Source organism: Spiroplasma endosymbiont of Phycita roborella (assembly GCF_964031195.1).
Taxonomy (GTDB): domain Bacteria; phylum Bacillota_I; class Bacilli_A; order Mycoplasmatales; family VBWQ01; genus Spiroplasma_E; species Spiroplasma_E ixodetis_A.
The window spans coordinates 1-16,208 of sequence record NZ_CAXIQJ010000003.1 but is presented as its reverse complement, the minus strand read 5'-3'; the positions used below and the strand labels follow the sequence as shown (position 1 = coordinate 16,208).

At 22.9% G+C, this 16,208-nt stretch carries 23 protein-coding genes; 20 read left to right on the top strand and 3 right to left on the bottom strand.

What is annotated here, in order from left to right; all coding sequences use genetic code 4:
* Positions 1 to 79: 79 nt before the first annotated feature.
* The 20 genes from AAHM95_RS01820 to AAHM95_RS01725 all read left to right on the top strand — a co-directional run bounded on the left by AAHM95_RS01820 (position 80) and on the right by AAHM95_RS01725 (position 14,629).
* A complete protein-coding gene (locus AAHM95_RS01820) occupies positions 80 to 304 on the top strand; it encodes a hypothetical protein (protein ID WP_342273953.1) in 225 nt (74 codons plus the stop codon).
* A 727-nt stretch (positions 305 to 1,031) separates the two neighbouring features.
* Entirely contained in the window at positions 1,032 to 1,544 is a 513-nt protein-coding gene (locus AAHM95_RS01815; RefSeq protein WP_338979028.1) for a hypothetical protein, read from the top strand.
* Positions 1,545 to 1,752: 208 nt separating this feature from the next.
* A complete protein-coding gene (locus AAHM95_RS01810; RefSeq protein WP_338975224.1) occupies positions 1,753 to 1,914 on the top strand; it encodes a hypothetical protein in 162 nt (53 codons plus the stop codon).
* Between the two features lie 8 nt (positions 1,915 to 1,922).
* The gene (locus AAHM95_RS01805; RefSeq protein ID WP_338975223.1) at positions 1,923 to 2,396 is read left to right on the top strand and encodes a hypothetical protein; all 474 of its coding nucleotides are present in this window, start codon (positions 1,923 to 1,925) and stop codon (positions 2,394 to 2,396) included.
* Entirely contained in the window at positions 2,350 to 2,643 is a 294-nt protein-coding gene (locus AAHM95_RS01800; protein ID WP_338975222.1) for a hypothetical protein, read from the top strand. The genes AAHM95_RS01805 and AAHM95_RS01800 overlap by 47 nt, the downstream gene beginning before the upstream one ends.
* A 3-nt stretch (positions 2,644 to 2,646) precedes the next feature.
* Positions 2,647 to 2,805 (top strand): hypothetical protein, encoded by a 159-nt coding sequence (locus tag AAHM95_RS01795; RefSeq protein ID WP_342273952.1) that lies wholly within the window; start codon positions 2,647 to 2,649, stop codon positions 2,803 to 2,805.
* Position 2,806: 1 nt separating this feature from the next.
* On the top strand, positions 2,807 to 2,950 hold the full coding sequence (locus tag AAHM95_RS01790) for a hypothetical protein (protein WP_342273888.1): 144 nt from the start codon (positions 2,807 to 2,809) through the stop codon (positions 2,948 to 2,950).
* Positions 2,937 to 3,191 carry a hypothetical protein gene (locus tag AAHM95_RS01785; RefSeq protein ID WP_342273951.1) on the top strand — a complete coding sequence of 85 codons (255 nt, stop codon included), beginning with the start codon at positions 2,937 to 2,939 and terminating at the stop codon, positions 3,189 to 3,191. Before AAHM95_RS01790 ends, AAHM95_RS01785 begins: the two co-directional genes overlap by 14 nt.
* A 47-nt stretch (positions 3,192 to 3,238) precedes the next feature.
* Positions 3,239 to 4,356, top strand: a protein-coding gene (locus AAHM95_RS01780; RefSeq protein WP_342273950.1) for an IS3 family transposase whose coding sequence is annotated in 2 segments (ribosomal slippage) — positions 3,239 to 3,509 and positions 3,509 to 4,356 — 1,119 coding nt in all. Because the reading frame shifts where the segments join, the coding sequence is not laid out codon by codon here.
* 111 nt (positions 4,357 to 4,467) lie between these two features.
* On the top strand, positions 4,468 to 4,743 hold the full coding sequence (locus AAHM95_RS01775; protein ID WP_342273890.1) for a hypothetical protein: 276 nt from the start codon (positions 4,468 to 4,470) through the stop codon (positions 4,741 to 4,743).
* A complete protein-coding gene (locus AAHM95_RS01770) occupies positions 4,712 to 5,473 on the top strand; it encodes a hypothetical protein (protein WP_342273891.1) in 762 nt (253 codons plus the stop codon). The genes AAHM95_RS01775 and AAHM95_RS01770 overlap by 32 nt, the downstream gene beginning before the upstream one ends.
* A 16-nt stretch (positions 5,474 to 5,489) precedes the next feature.
* Entirely contained in the window at positions 5,490 to 5,648 is a 159-nt protein-coding gene (locus AAHM95_RS01765) for a hypothetical protein (RefSeq protein ID WP_174480523.1), read from the top strand.
* 34 nt (positions 5,649 to 5,682) lie between these two features.
* Complete coding sequence (locus AAHM95_RS01760; RefSeq protein ID WP_338975562.1) at positions 5,683 to 5,871, top strand: hypothetical protein; 189 nt, start codon at positions 5,683 to 5,685, stop codon at positions 5,869 to 5,871.
* Positions 5,872 to 5,884: 13 nt separating this feature from the next.
* Positions 5,885 to 6,262 (top strand): hypothetical protein, encoded by a 378-nt coding sequence (locus AAHM95_RS01755; protein WP_338975557.1) that lies wholly within the window; start codon positions 5,885 to 5,887, stop codon positions 6,260 to 6,262.
* A 17-nt stretch (positions 6,263 to 6,279) separates the two neighbouring features.
* On the top strand, positions 6,280 to 7,464 hold the full coding sequence (locus AAHM95_RS01750) for a hypothetical protein (RefSeq protein ID WP_342273892.1): 1,185 nt from the start codon (positions 6,280 to 6,282) through the stop codon (positions 7,462 to 7,464).
* 14 nt (positions 7,465 to 7,478) lie between these two features.
* Positions 7,479 to 9,197: a hypothetical protein gene (locus tag AAHM95_RS01745; protein ID WP_342273949.1), complete on the top strand. Its 1,719-nt coding sequence runs from the start codon at positions 7,479 to 7,481 to the stop codon at positions 9,195 to 9,197.
* 3 nt (positions 9,198 to 9,200) lie between these two features.
* Positions 9,201 to 11,279 carry a hypothetical protein gene (locus AAHM95_RS01740; RefSeq protein WP_342273948.1) on the top strand — a complete coding sequence of 693 codons (2,079 nt, stop codon included), beginning with the start codon at positions 9,201 to 9,203 and terminating at the stop codon, positions 11,277 to 11,279.
* A gap of 4 nt (positions 11,280 to 11,283) precedes the next feature.
* Entirely contained in the window at positions 11,284 to 11,406 is a 123-nt protein-coding gene (locus AAHM95_RS01735) for a hypothetical protein (protein ID WP_338977759.1), read from the top strand.
* 18 nt (positions 11,407 to 11,424) lie between these two features.
* Positions 11,425 to 12,666 (top strand): hypothetical protein, encoded by a 1,242-nt coding sequence (locus AAHM95_RS01730; protein WP_338975553.1) that lies wholly within the window; start codon positions 11,425 to 11,427, stop codon positions 12,664 to 12,666.
* Entirely contained in the window at positions 12,617 to 14,629 is a 2,013-nt protein-coding gene (locus AAHM95_RS01725; RefSeq protein WP_342273791.1) for a hypothetical protein, read from the top strand. The genes AAHM95_RS01730 and AAHM95_RS01725 overlap by 50 nt, the downstream gene beginning before the upstream one ends.
* Positions 14,630 to 14,632: 3 nt before the next feature.
* On the opposite strand, the gene AAHM95_RS01720 is transcribed toward AAHM95_RS01725, so the two are convergent.
* The 3 genes from AAHM95_RS01720 to AAHM95_RS01710 form a co-directional block, all read right to left on the bottom strand.
* Complete coding sequence (locus AAHM95_RS01720; RefSeq protein WP_281749131.1) at positions 14,633 to 14,875, bottom strand: hypothetical protein; 243 nt, start codon at positions 14,873 to 14,875, stop codon at positions 14,633 to 14,635.
* Positions 14,836 to 14,970, bottom strand: coding sequence for a hypothetical protein (locus tag AAHM95_RS01715; RefSeq protein ID WP_342273790.1), 135 nt, complete (start codon positions 14,968 to 14,970; stop codon positions 14,836 to 14,838). Before AAHM95_RS01715 ends, AAHM95_RS01720 begins: the two co-directional genes overlap by 40 nt.
* Positions 14,971 to 15,120: 150 nt before the next feature.
* The coding region (locus AAHM95_RS01710; protein ID WP_342273947.1) for a hypothetical protein at positions 15,121 to 16,208 on the bottom strand (1,088 nt) is incomplete at its 5' end.

The window sequence follows — 16,208 nt, the reverse complement described above, 5'->3', positions numbered from 1 at the left end:
TAATTTAAGTTTTCAACTCATTATTTTAATTTTTAAAGTATATGGGTTTTTTATTTTTTTGAAAGGAAGATAAAAAGATATGTATAGTAAAGTTAAAAAAATAAAAAGTATATATAAATTAATTGCTGAAATTAAAGAAGAAATAAAACTTCCAGAAGGATTTGAAGAAAGAAAAATGTACCATGCTTGAATACAAGAACCACTTTGCAATGTTGTAGATACCACTTGATATTATGAAATTGATATAAAAATTCAAAATAAGATTGGGAGCGTGTCGAAGATGTCGATAACTAAAAAGTTTTAAAAATAGCTCCTTTCTTTTTTAAATCCTTGAATTAAAAATAAATGACAAAAGACGAGAATAAAATTCTTGTCTTTTTTTTGTAATTGTAAAATTTTAAAATTTTTATTATTAACATCCTTTAAATATCTACTACACGCAGTGACCAAGTAGGAGAAAGTTAATAATTAATAATCTTCTTTAACGCTATTATCAACACGTGTTAGGGAACTAAAAAAGTGAACTACAACACAGTTGTTAAAAATAGTAGCTAGAACATGTGGACTTGCATGGATAAATAAAAAGTGGAGTGATACCTAATAAAATATACTAACCATTTAATGGTAATTCTTGGGGTGGGAGCGAATTGGAAACTAGTATATATAGACCTGTTGTAGGGACCTATTGTATTAATTCTATTCTTTATTTAACCAACCTTGCCACTCCCCAGTGAGCAAGTGTTGGTTTTATTTTTTATTTTTTTTGAAAAATTTTTTTGGGCGAGAAAATAAATTTCAAACTTGTAAAAAAAATTGAGCGGTGCCGGTTCAATTAAAATATTAATTTATTAAACATAAATTAAATAAATATTGAATCGAATGCCTCAATGTTTTTTAAAATTTCACAATTTATTTTTGAGCCCAGAATTTCTGGAATGAATAAAACTAATAATAGTATTATTAATAATTTAAAAATCAAAATATATGTCCTTTATGCTAGAAGCAACAGGACATATTAGGAAAGGATTATTATGCAAATAGAATTTAAAAAAGAACAAATTGTTAAAGATAAACCACAATCTATTCTTATTGATTATGTTGAATATAAATTATCACTTCCAAAATGAATGATTAAAAATAATTCTTTTATTGTTGATAATAATTACACATATTGGGTTTTTAATTCTGAAAATATTAAAAGAGAATTAAATGGTGATGAATTAACAAAATTATTAGAACCATATATTTCTGAACAGAAAATAACTGTTAATAAACCAGAAACACCCAAAGAATATTATCTTAATGATATAAAACTTGAACCATTAACATTTTATGAACAGCATAATAGTTGATTTATTGGTGAAATAACTGATAGTAAAACAAAGATTACTAATCCTTGTTTTAAATATAATGTTACATGAGAAGAAAACAGAAAAGGTTTTAAACTAAATAATCCATATAACCATAATGATTTGTCAATTAATTATATAGTCACTTCTTATAAACATATTTCAACTCATAATGAAAAGATATTTTATTTATAAAGAAAAAAACTATGAATAATAAAAATAAAAAATGTGAATTAAGAGTTTGTATGGATAAAGTTTGAAAAGAATGTATTAATAATTCTACTAAAACTATTAAATATAAAAATTGACCAATACCTTATTTAATATGTGACAGTTGTTATAACAAAATACCTAAATACCTTAAACAAACAGCAAAAATAATTGAAAAGGGATGATTTACATAATGGAAAAAAAGATTATTGAATATAAAGTAGGATTAATCAAACAAATTGATAGTTTACAAAAAAATAATTTAGTTTGTGGACATAAAGAGTTTATCGAAGAATGTAAATATTGCTGAAGTAATTGTGATTTAGAAATTATTAAAACAATTGTTAGAGGTTAATTTGATTAATGCAATATGACTTAATTATTGGAATTGACCCTGCTGGTATTGGTAGTAATGGAATTATTATATACTCAAATGAAACTAATAATATTGTTTTTAATGAAACATTTAAAACTAAAACAGTTTTAAAAAGCAAAAATCTATTTAAAGAATACTTTTTATTAATTAAAAAACATTTTGATAATAAAAAAATATTAGTTATTGTAGAAAATTTCTTTTTAAATTCAAAACAATTATTAACAAATCCATTAGCAACTCCTAAAATTATTGGTGCTTTAATAGTATTAGCAGAAGATGTTATGAATTGAGATTATTTAGAAAGTGAACCAAAAAATAAAAACAAAATAGAAAATTATAAAGGAAATATAAAATTAACAAAACATGAACAAGATGCATATAAGCATATTAAATATTATTTAAGGAATTATAAAAATGAAAGAGAAAGCCAATTATGTCAAATTAACAGTAAAACTGAGTAACACTATTGAAACAAAATATTACGAAAAAGGTAATAAAGAATTATATTATAGTGTTCGAGGTCAATGAAATGGATTAAACTATGTTACTTTAATTTTTAACAACCCAAAATTTTATAGACGCTGTATTTTATTAAACAAAAACGATGAAATTATTGTAACTGGTCAAATTTTTAACACTTTAAATATTCCTAAAAATCGTGCATTTTGTTCAATAAATGTTAAATGATTTAAAAAATGAAAAGAGTAAAAAATGATATTATGAAAAATTTTATTAATAATACCAATATTAATAACAAGCATAACACTAATAATATTTTTAATATTTATTAGTAAAGAATTAAAAAATGAATATAAAGTATTAAAAATATTAAGTGAAATTGCTAATCAAATTAAAAATAAGGAGAAATAATATGAAATATGAAGATAAATGTTCTATGTGCAATAAAGTAAAAGAAAACTTTTTATCCAATACCTGTAATAGTTGTTGATTAGAATCAGTTAATAAATGAAATAGAAGAAGTTGAAGAAATTTAGGAGACATTGATAATCAATAAAGAAAATATACCATGTTGTTTTAGTGAAGTTAATGAACTTGGTAAACATATAACAAATTGTAATAATTTACCAACAAAATTAGATAAAGATAATGTTCAAGTAAGATATTTTTGTGATAAACATATGATAAAAGTTGAAAATATAAGAAGAAAAATTGTCCAAAAATATATTAATGAATATAAAGAAAAATTAATTTTAGATATCGATGAAATGGATGGGTTACACTTTATTGGACACTAATTACATAGACAAGTGAACAAATTAGTTAAAAGAAAGGAATTATAATTATGGTCACTATTAACTCATATTCAGATGAATTTAAAAAACAAATAGTAGCTTTATATCAAAGTGGCAAATCAGTATCTTGCCTTGTTAAAGAATACAATGTTACAAGAGCAGCTACTTACAATTGAATTAAGCAATTTACTAATTCAGGTAGTTTTAAAACTAAAGATAATCTTTCAGATTTAGAAAAACAATTAATTCAAGCAAATAAAGAATTAAAACAGTTACGAATGAAAATTGATATTTTAAAGCAAGCAGCACTAATAATAGGCAGAAAGTAGAGATTATTGCAAATAATAAATCTAAATATAAAATTCGCACAATGTGTCATTTTTTAAAACTCTCTAAATCAACATATTATTTTAATTTAAAGAAAAAAAATAAAATTCAAAATAATATTTATGAACAAGCTGTTATTAGTGCTTTTAAAGAAAATAAAGAAGTTTATGGTACTAGAAGATTAAAAGTCATACTAGCAAACCAAGAAATTTATTTATCACGCAGAAAAATTAAAGAAATTATGAATAAGCATAATTTAATATCAAAATACACTAAATTATCATTCAAAAATTATCATAATAAAGTCAATGATAGTCAAATAACCAATCTTGTTAATAGAAACTTTAATAATAGAATTAAAAATGAAGTTATTGTTAGTGATTTAACTTATGTTCAAGTTAATGGTAAATGAAACTATATTTGCCTATTAATCGACCTATTTAACCGCGAAATTATTGGACATAGTGTTGGAGTTAAAAAAGATGCATCATTAGTATATCAAGCATTTATGCAATCAAATCACTGTTTAAAAGATATTGAAATATTTCATACTGATCGCGGTAATGAATTCAATAATAAAACTATTGATAAGCTTTTATTAGCTTTCAACATAACTCGATCTTTAAGCAAAAAAGGATGTCCTTATGACAATGCTGTTGCTGAAGCAACTTTTAAAACTTTCAAAATTGAATTTATTAATGATAAAAATTTTACATCATTAATCCAATTAAAATTAGAATTATTTGATTACATCAATTGATATAACAACATAAGAATTCACAGTACTCTAAACTACCTAACTCCAATTAGTTATCAAAAACAAATGTCTACCAAAAAATAGTCCTAAAAAGGGTTGCCATTCCAGAAATTATAAATGATAAAAATCCACATAGAACTTATACAGAATATGTCTTTTCTTTAAAAGAAAGAATTGAAAATGGAGAATTTGATAATGATTAAATTAAAAGATTTATTTGGTGAAGATAAAATAGAAATATTTTCACCAAATCCCAAAGATTTAACAGATAGTAATGATATAAAAGCATTGATTTTATGAAAATATCCCAATGTCATTGCTAAATATTTAATTGTTTCTCAACCACATGCTAATACTGCAATTTTAGTTGGAGATAACTTTAATTATCAAGGTTGAATAGAAGTTTTTATTAAACAGAAAGTAGAAGGAGTAGAAGAAAATGCCAAATGACATAACTGTACAATCAAGTAATTACACTTTATTAAAATTAATAAGAACTGGAGCAAGTCCATTATTTGGTATGATAGGAACTTCTGCATACTATGGTCAACTTATTGGTAATCCAATATTAGGTAGTATAAATGCTTTATTATTTTCTAAAAAATTAGGAATTGATATATGAAATTTAAATCAAATGCCAAATTTAAAAAGTAAACTATTAAATTCAAGTAAAAAAATAGCATTAGGATTAGGAACAATTGGTTTAGCAAATTATAGTAAATTTACTGAAACAATAAATCCTATCACCCCAACTACAACCACTACAGAAACTCCGCCATGACCAGCATTAACATTATCAGTAACTAACAATAATGTTAATGACCAATCTTTAATGGATTGAGATACTTATATATCTTTAAATTCATATGGTATTGCAAATTTGGTTGCTGGAATTACAGAATTAATACCAAGTAAATTTGAAACTATACGTAAAATAGCAAATATGGCAACTGGTGGTTGTTTGATTAGTAGTGGTGTTGCTATGGGTATTAATAATGATTTTATGAATGCTTATGCAGTTCCGACTATTATTGCTGGTGCATCTGAAATTATCCATAATTTACTACCAATGGAAACAACTAATCATGTTGAAGAAATGCAAGAAACAACATTTACTAGTGAAAATGCAAGATTAATTAATGATGTTGTAGATAGAATATCACCAGTATATAGACCAACTACATATTATGACAGTTTATAAAGGAGGTGAGTAATTTATGAATAAAGAAAAATTAATTGAATATTATAATCACGAAATAAAAATACATAAAGAAAGGATGGAACAATTAAATAAAGAAATTTCTTTATTAGTAACTATTATAAGTAATTATCAGTCAATGGTTGAAAGAATTAATGGTGGTCAATTTGACGAATAATTAAAAAATAAATAATTGAAAGGAAAATATTGAAATGAAAGAATTATTGCATGAATTAATCATTATTGGAACAAGTGTAGGAACATTAATTTGCAGAGAATTAATTGTTTGATTTAAACGATTTATTACAACTCCAAAACATGTTCGAGCAAATAATAAAGTAATAAAACATCAAAAAAAATTAGCAAAATTAAATGAAAAAATTAATAAAGAAAATAAATAAAGGTGTAATGTAAATGTTAGAAAATGAAACTAATGTTCAAGAAACAACTGAACCTTTAACTGAAAATAATGATTTGCAAAAAGAACAAGAAACTAAGATTGTTGAATTAGAAAATAAGTTAAATAAACTTAATGAAGAAATTAAAGAAAAAGAAATGCTTAATATATTTAAAAAATATCAAGTTAAAAAAGAATTTTATGATTTTTTAAAATTTAAAACAAGTAATATAGAAAATTCAAAAGTAGAAGACACTATTAAAAAAATGATTAAAGAACAACCAGTATTTAAAGAACCAATTAATACAGGTGGTAAACAAGAAACAATATTAACAAATCAATCGAATTCAATAAAAAGTAGTTTATTGGATTATAAAAAGAAAAATAATTTATAACAGAAAGGAAAATAAAAATGGCAATTAATATTCAAACAAACTTAAATAATACAGAAAAACTAGTTGAAGCACCAGAATTTATTGAATTTTTCAAACAATCAAATAGTCCATGAGCAAACTTTTTTCCTATTGAAATAGTTAATTCTACTAAAATAGAATTTATTATTAAAGTTCCAAAAGACCCATCAATTAAAGTTATTGCATGAAATGATAAAAGTCAAAGAATAGATGTAACTTATGCACAAACTGATACTATTCCAAAAATAATTGAAAAATTATATGTTGCTGGTGAAACTATTGCAGCAATTGACTTAAATGCTGAAAATGGACAAAATTTATTAGAAAGTATGCAATATGAAGTCGCTAATGATTTAGCAGATAAATTAGCAACTGATGATATACAAGTAATTAGCGATAACGGAACTAAAGTAATAATTAGTGACACATCACCAACAGGGCATATACAGGCAATGTTATCTGCTTGAAATACTTTATTTCAATTAAGAAATAGTGCAAATTGTCGTTTCTTTATTACAAATAATCTTTATGATACTATTGTTTATTTGGCTAATAATAAAGGTTTAATTACAGATAACCAAATTGCTCAACAACTAAGATTAAATGGTAATGATTTATATATAAAAGGTGTATTATGTCAAATTGTAATGGATGATTATATGACATTTACTGATAGTGAAAATAAAAAACAAATTATACCTTTTATTTTAGCAACATCAAGAGCAATGAAAAGATATATGTTACAACAAACAATTGTTTATGTTCAAGAAATTGCTGATGGCAAACTTGGTAGAGCATATAAAGTTGGTGGTGAAGTACTAGGTCAATTAATTCCTTATATGTCAAAAAAAGAAACAACATCACGTTGAATGCTATGTGGAATTATTACTAAAACAGATTTAAGTAGTAAACTTACAATTTTAACAACTGATATTACTGCTAATACGAATAGAAAAAATCAATTACTAGATACAGCAATAAAAAATGCAAGAGAAATTACTGGTTTGAATCCAGCATTAGATTTAGTACATGCAAATATTAAATATTTTAGTGATGCACAAGGCAAAACTGATGTAAGTAATCAAAATCAAAAAGCAGGAGATTTATATGTAATTATTACTGCAGATATTAATGATGCAAATTATCAAGGTTCAACAAATCCTATAAAAATAACTCTTAAATAATAAGGACATTAATTATGCCTATTGGTACAGCAAATACAGCCACACTCTTAAAAATAAATAAACCCAAACATACTAGAATTAGTCAACAACAAGAACATAAAAGTTTATGATGAGAAATTTTAGAAATGATTGGTGTACAAGTTATAGCAGTAGCACTTGCTCCTTTTACTGGTGGTTTAAGTGAAGATTTAGCACTTGGATTAGGTGCAAGTGATTTAATTGCTAGTATTAGTGCTATTGGTGTAGAATTTTTAACTGATTTTACTATTAATCAAGTTTATGATTATTTAAAAGGAAATGTAACACCATTAAATACTTTTTTTAATATATTACCAGCATTTGCTGGACTTAATAAAATTAGTCGTGGTTATCGTACAACTAAATTTATTAAGTTAGCACAAAAAACTAAAACATTAGAACAAGTTGGTATTAAAGAAGCAAAAAACTTACAAGAAATTATTAGTCAAGTAAGTGGAAAAGAAATTTTAACAGATAAAATTATTGGTAATAAACGTTATTTAATGAAGTATAGTTTTACTCCTAATCGTGAAACAGTATTACGAGATTTAGGATATGTTGCTGAAAGACAATATAAGAATAATTTTCAAAAACTAGAAACAGAAAAATTAATGGAACACTTATTATTACAAAATACATTAATAAAATTAAGTCCACAATTAACTCCTAAATTTAAAATTAAAGATATTGAAAAAGCAAATAACTTTTTAAAAAAATTTAATACTGATTTAAAAGAAGTATTAAAAATGAATCAACATGATTGATTAAATTTAGTTCATACAATACATACAGAAAATAGATATGGAAAAACTTTAATTTTAGATTTACAAAAAATTCGTGCTAATGCTATTAAATTTAATTTTAAAAATAATGTTATTCATCAACTTGTTTTAAAAGCAAATCAAACTTTTAAATATTTTGATATTAGATTTTATTTAAAAAAAGGTTTAAATAAATTTTGAAAAGATACACCATATTTTGAAAAAATACGAGAAAGTATATATAAATTACAAGAAAAATTTGAAAAGTTAGAAAAACAAGTATTTGAAAAAATTCAGAAATTAAAAGAAAAAGCAACTGATTTATTTACTAGTGCAGAAAAAAGAGCAATTAAACATGCACAATTAATTCCATTAAATTCACCAGTATTTATGGGTTGTAAAATTCAACCTTTGTCATTAGATAAATGTGCAATTACTATTTATCATCGCAATCCTAAATATAAACCAATTACAGTTGTTGATAGTATTCTTAAAGCAAAAACTTTTGTTACTCAAATACATCCATTCCATTGATATCGTTGATATAGTGGTTGATACATTGGTTATGGAGTTAATCAAAATAAATGATTAAAAGCAATAGCATTTGCTCCACCAGTGGTGCAACAAGTAATTAGAGATAGTTTTAAAGTATATAGAGAAATATTTAGAACTATTAGAACTTATCATAAAGTAGTAAATGTTATTAATAATCCTATTGAAAATATTAACAAATCATTTAAAAATGTTGGTTTAAAATTTAGTGTTAATACTTTATTTGGTACTGGATTATTACATCATTTAGAAAAGTTTGCATATAGTCAAGTTGTAACAAAAAGTAAGAAAAAAATAAAAAAAGGTAAAAATAAAATACAAAAAGAAATTGAACATATAACACATAAAAAAACAAAAAAACATACTCATCATTATAAACAAGCATTTTTTAAGGAATGATAAATTATGATTAATAAACTTTGAACTGATGTCAGTCTTGAAAATTATAATAACTGATATCCATTAACTGGAAAAATTACAGAAACTCCACAACAATATATACAAACATGACCAAATATTAATGATTGATTTATAACTTTTGCTATTCGCGCGCAAAATGATATTAATGCTTATCTTGATTTTATTTTATCTAAATTTCCTTTTGATAGTTTTAAAGATGAATTAATTAAAGAAACATTAAGAGATATGGTTTATGTTATGGTTGAACATTGAGTATTTAATCGTACACCAATTGAATTTAATGTTGATGCTACTATTCAATTTAATAATGGTAATCAATTTAGTGCAAATAGTACTCCTACAATTAATGTTTGAGATTTAGCACCTAGTAGAATGAAAATATGAGCAAGATTAACAGAATTAAAACAAATATTTTCAAGTTATAATAATGATGAAATAGATGTTGAAAAAATTGACTTAAAAGCATTTTATACTAGAAATCAAGTTGATGAATTAATTAAAGAACAAAAAGAATTTACATTATTAAAACAAATTAAATTATATGATGATTTAGTTGATGATAATGAAAATGAAATATATAGAGGTCCTGTTAGTAAATTTGTTAATAAAGGTTATGTTGCAACTGGTTATGATAAAGAAACTGAAACAATGATTTTAGATTGACCAGATGAAATTGGAACATTACCACCAGAAGCATTACAAAATAATCCGCAAATTGGTGATTTTACTCATTCACCAACTTGTGATTTTTCTGCTAAACAACAAAAACGAATTACTACTAATGAAAATGAAATTACCAAATTAAATAGTGAATTAACTAAAACAAATGAAAACATTGATGATATCAAAAATAATTGATTTAATATTGAAACTAGTCCTTTATGAAAAAAAGTTGAAAATAATAATATAGAAATGTTGAAATGATATTTTATTAAAATCAGTTATCACTATTCAACAGAAAATAACTTTATGAAATTTTATAAAATAATTAAAATTTATTTAAATAATATTTTTCATGAATTTGAATTGTTAAATGTTGATTCCATGACTTATAAAGAACAAATACAAAATAAAAATATTTTAAATATTGGAACTATTTACTATGACAATAGAAATAAAAAATTTAGTGGTGGAGGTAATTCCTATCCTGAACGTGGAAAAATTAATTTAATTGGTGATATACAAGAAATATATCAATATCAAGGAATAGATACACCAACTGAATTTATAACAGAAGAAAGTACTGAACATGATTATTACACAAAACTAGAAACTAATAATTTATTAGATAAAAAGCAAAATATCAATGATGATGCTTTACAAACAGTTTCTAAACAAATCGTTCCTGCAATTAATGAAATCAATAATAAAATTCCTAATTTATCTGATTATTATAAAAAAGAAGAAGTAGATAAAAAATTAGAAGATGTAAAATCACAATTTCCTATTGCATTTCAAATAAATGCTATTAGTGCAGAAATTCCTAATTTAGAAACTACTGATAAAACTATTGCCGGTGCTATTAATGAATTAAAAGAAAAAATAAAAGATAAAAAATTTTCAAATGATTATTTTAAATATAAAACTGAAACAAATGAAATTGCATTAAATAATGAAGAAAATTCATTACTTTGTAAAGATTTATTAGAAAATAATGAATATAAATTATTAAAAACTCAAAATAAAAAATTATTACAAGCAATTAATGAAATATTAGAAAAACAACCACAACCCAGTCCAAGTGGTTCAAATTGAAAAGAAGTAGGTAAAGTCGTAGTAGATAAAAATAATATTACACATATAGAATATATATTTAAAGATAAAACACATTATAGAATATATTATAGTTTTGGTGATTATACTAGTAAAGAAAATAATAAAAATTATAGTTGACAAATAATTAATTTTTATTATCAATTAGATACAAATGTTTTAAAAAGTAGTTTATGAATATCAAATAATAATGTTAATGCGGATACTGAAATTAATATTTATAATAATAGAATAATGTGGGGTATGGGTAGAGATTATATTTTTAAAAAATTAGAAGAATTACAGGAATAATATTATGTTTTTTAAAATTATAAAAATTATTTTAGGTTTAATAGGAGTAATTTTATCATCAGCAACAGCAGGTTTAATTATATTTATTATTATAAAAATTGTATTAAAAATTAATCAAATATTTTAAAAAAAGGTGGTGAATATTATGTTAAGTCTATTTAAAAGAAAAGAAAAAAGTAATATTAGTGATAATCAAAATGAAAAAGTAAAATTTTTAACTAATAAAAATAAAAGTACTCATGCTTCAATTTTAAATTATTTTGGTTTTAATGATTTTAACCATGAAACTTATTTCACTGATTTTGTAGCAGAAAATAATGCTAATTTATATAATGCTCCATTAGATATTAATAATGAAACTATTAAACAATATTTAATTCAACAAGAATTTTACAGAAAAAATTGAAATTCAATTTTTAAATTAAGTAAATTAGGAATTAGTGCTTATTTAATTTATATTGCTAATGATGACTTATATTTTCAAGTAGTAGATATACAACAAAGAGTTTATGATATTACTGGTAAATTAATTGAATGTACTATTTTTTATGATAGTTATGAACAAAATGCACAAATGGTAAGATTATTTGAAGTTTATACATTAAATAATGAACAAATAACTATTAATCGTGCAATTTATAGTATTAGTGATAATAAAAAACAATTTCCATTAGATTTTAAATCATTCATTAATAACCCTAATTTAGCACAAGAACAAACACTAAATATTAACTATATACCAATAGCAATTATGAGAAATAAAGCAAATGAGCTAGCAGATTGTAATAAAGTAATGGATAAAATTAAAGCATTAGATGTTATTTATGAACAAATTGTTTTAGATACTATTTTAAACTCACCTAAATTTATATTTAGTCAAACTTATGGCAATGTTCAATCTTTAATAGAAGACGCAGTAAGAACATTAGTTACTAAAAATTACATATTTAAAAGCGGTGGAGATAATAATGAACAAAACGAAAATATCAATATGACAAATAGTAATTTTAAAGGTAAAAATTTAACTGATATATATGATTGAAATGTTAATGAAATATTTAAACGTTGTGGTATTCATATACCAAGTCAAAAGAAATCAGCACAACAATCAGTTCCCGAAAGTACAGCAGTAAATATTTCAACTATTAATTATATTGAACAAAAATTATGACAATTTAATATTGATATTCTTAAATTTATTCAAATATTAGTAAGTGTAGATAAAGATTTATTAAATAGTAAAACATTTAATATTAATGATGATCAAGAAATTAATAATTTAACAGTTAAATTAAAATTATTTAATCCCGAAAATAACCAATTAATAGGAGAGAACAATGGAAAACAACAACAAACCACAAACGAAATTTCCACAGAAACAAACTAAACTTAATCAAGCAGAAGTAGAAAATGATTATTTAATTGATAACATTCCTTATGACTTTACTAATATGATGCGTGCTACTAGTGACCCAGATATTAATAGAGCATATGATGAATTTAAAAAAAGAACGATATATATTTATGAAATTGAACGTTTATTTAAAAATAATGAAAATAATAGTTTAAAATTTTCAGCAAATACTATTAAAATAGGTTTTATTGATATTGATAAAGTATTAAAAACTACTGCTGTTGAAACATCTGATTTTACTATGCAATTAAATCAAAGAGCAAGTACTAATATTAATGATAATACAATTGAATATAGTATGACTGATATTAAAAATTTAATATTTCAAGAAATAAATTTATTAAATCAATTTAAGTTATATGCTGTATCTATTAATGAACCTTTAACTGAAAATAATATTGATAATTTATATATCATTAATAATTATTCACAACCTTATCAAAATCCAAAAACAAGAAGTACTAAAAGTATAACTATTATTAAAATTAAAGATTTTAAAACAAGAGATGGTTATCCAATTATTATTAAATTACAAAAACCATTAGATAAAGATACCAAAGTAACTGGTTTAAAAATTAAAGCACCTAGAAGCATGATTTTTGGCAATATAAAGGTACTTGGTGAAGTTGACAATATGGAAGTATACCCAAAGTTATTTGTTAAAGATAAGATAGCATTTCCGCTATTATCAATGCCTATTGAAACTCAACCAAAAGTTAGAATATTACAACAATGATTTAGTGAACAAATATTACCTTGAAACTTAGCAAAACAATTTATTGGAGAAGAAAAATCAGTTTTAGATTTAATTGCTATTGGTGGAGGGACTGAAACAAGAAAAGAAATTATTAATAATGCAAGAGTAACAAATGCTAAATTAGGTTATGATGTTTCTAAAAATTTAAAAGTATGACCATTATCAGATGAAATAGAATTAAAAGATAAAAAATTAGAGTCATGATTTTTAGTAGGTAACTATAATTTATTTATTTCTACAACAAATAAATTTTATGATGTAGAAATTGAAATAAATGATAAACCACCAATTGATAGTTTACAACAGTTATTATTAGATATGCTAAGTTACACATATAACTATAATAGAAATTTTGATGGCGCAGATTATGATGATAAAAATGAAATAGCAAAATTACGTAATAAATTCTTAGGTCAAAAACCTGATGAAGTTATTACTAATTTATTTAGAAAATGAGAACTTGATTATCCAAATTACATAAATTTGCAACAAGTTAAAATATTTAAACAAGTATTTATTATGTTATCAAAGTATATTTATTCAACATTATCAATAAATAAAGGTCTAAATGATGATAATAAAATTTTATTACCTTATTATTTTGAATTAAAATCAAATCCTATACATTCTAATAAGGATAATAGTTGAAAATATAAAGATGTAAAAGTAATACTAAAATCTGAATATTTTGATTTTACAGATATGAATAATATTAAATTAAAAAATAATGATATTAGTCAAAATGAATTATTTAAACTTGATGATAATCAATTTAATTGATTATCTATTACAAATGAATTAGAAAGCAATAATATTCCGTCATTAATTCCAGCAGATTGAACATTAGGAAATGGCGAATATGGAAAATACTTTACAAGAGTAATTATTAGTAACAATAAAATTGAGAATGCTTTAAATTTATATGGTTCAAATAAATCTCAATTATTTTCTAAATTAGAATTTTATGAAGAGATATTACAAATTGATAATAAAAATGAATTTGAATTGCAAATTAAAAATCCAATTAATAATTTAAATCGGATTGAAATTAGTGGAATATTTGGTGCTGGTAATTATTATTTAATTTTAATAACTGACAAACAAGAAATAAACTTAACTAATATTAATTTATTTGACAAATATAATGAAAATATTTCTTATATTAATTTAGAAATTTAAATGTTATTTATTAAAATAACCATATGGATAATTGCCATCTCATGGTATATCTATTCTTTCAATAGTATCTCCACCATTATAAAATTTTGTTTTTTTAGGATTATCAGCAAAGTATATTTTAAATTCACTTTTTATAGAAACTGAAATACCATGAATGTCAGACATTCATATTTTCTGAACACCCATTATAGGTTTTTTATATGAATTTAAATAATATTTAAGTCCACTAAGATTATGGGTAAGCACCCCCCCATGATTAATCCTATTGTTCCAGTTGTAGCACCAGTTAGTGCTAATGCTAATGTTATTTTACTTAAATTTGCTTTTATTCATGTTTTCATATTAAATTACTCCTTTTTTCCTTGATTTTACTTATAAATTGTACTATTTTTGATTATTTTTACAAGTACGTTTTTAAACGCAAAATAACGCCTAAATAAAAGGCGTTTATTTTGTGATACCTATACTATTAATGATATTGTAGTTGTTTATTATATGGCAAATGTGAAGATGCTTTTTTTCACAGTAGCATTATTTTTACCCCTAATTACATTTTTATATGGATACAATGCATAAAATAATCCATCATACGGGTCTTGATACATATTTTTATCAGGAATGTTAGTTTTGTTTTGGTCATAACGTAATTCTTCTAAACATTGAGTAGTCTTTGGTAAATCATCTTTATTTGCATAAAAGTTTCCATAACTCATAATGTTTCTCATTCAAACTACTCTATTAGTTAATCCTGCTTCTTGATTTAAATTTGAAGCATGTTTAATAGCAGTTTGTGTGATTAAAATAGTATTATGTTCATCTATTAATTTTTGATTTAATCAATCAATGGCAGTTCGTGCTTTATCATCATAAAAATAAATTGCTTGTTCAAAATTTTCAAAATTATCAATTAATCCTAAAATTTCATTAACATAAGCATTAATTTTTTCATTTTCATTTATAAAATCATTTGGAGTAACTACTAATTCACAAATAATATAAGCATCATAATAACCAGTATTATTATATTCTTTAAAACCCACTACTATAAATACAGTATGGTCTTTATGACCAGTTGCTCAATCCACACCAACTGAATAAAAATCAAATTTATACATATCTTTTTTTGAATTATAAAATTCTTTTAAATCATATCGTTGTCAGCACTTTACAGTTTTTTGAAATGGGAAAATTGTTACATCACTATCTAAAAATTCAAAACCATAAAAAACAGTATTAAATTCATCAGGATTACTTTTTTTCATTTCTAATAATGTTCTTTTTTGAATATCTGGTAATTTATTTCAAAATGGTTGAATAGTAAATCTTAAAACAAATAAACCTAAACCACTAAACATATCTTGATTTTCATAATAAATTTTGCCATTTTTTTTAAGATTTTCCATCACTTTATCATTTAATGGTAAAAATGGCGTACAGTATTTTAAATAAAATGGATGATATTTATCATAAGGATTACATGTAAAAGTAATAAAGAAACTTTTATAAAAATAGCGAGTAATTTTTTTTCCAAAATTAGGACTATATATATTTTTATCAATAAACGTTCAACTTCATTCTT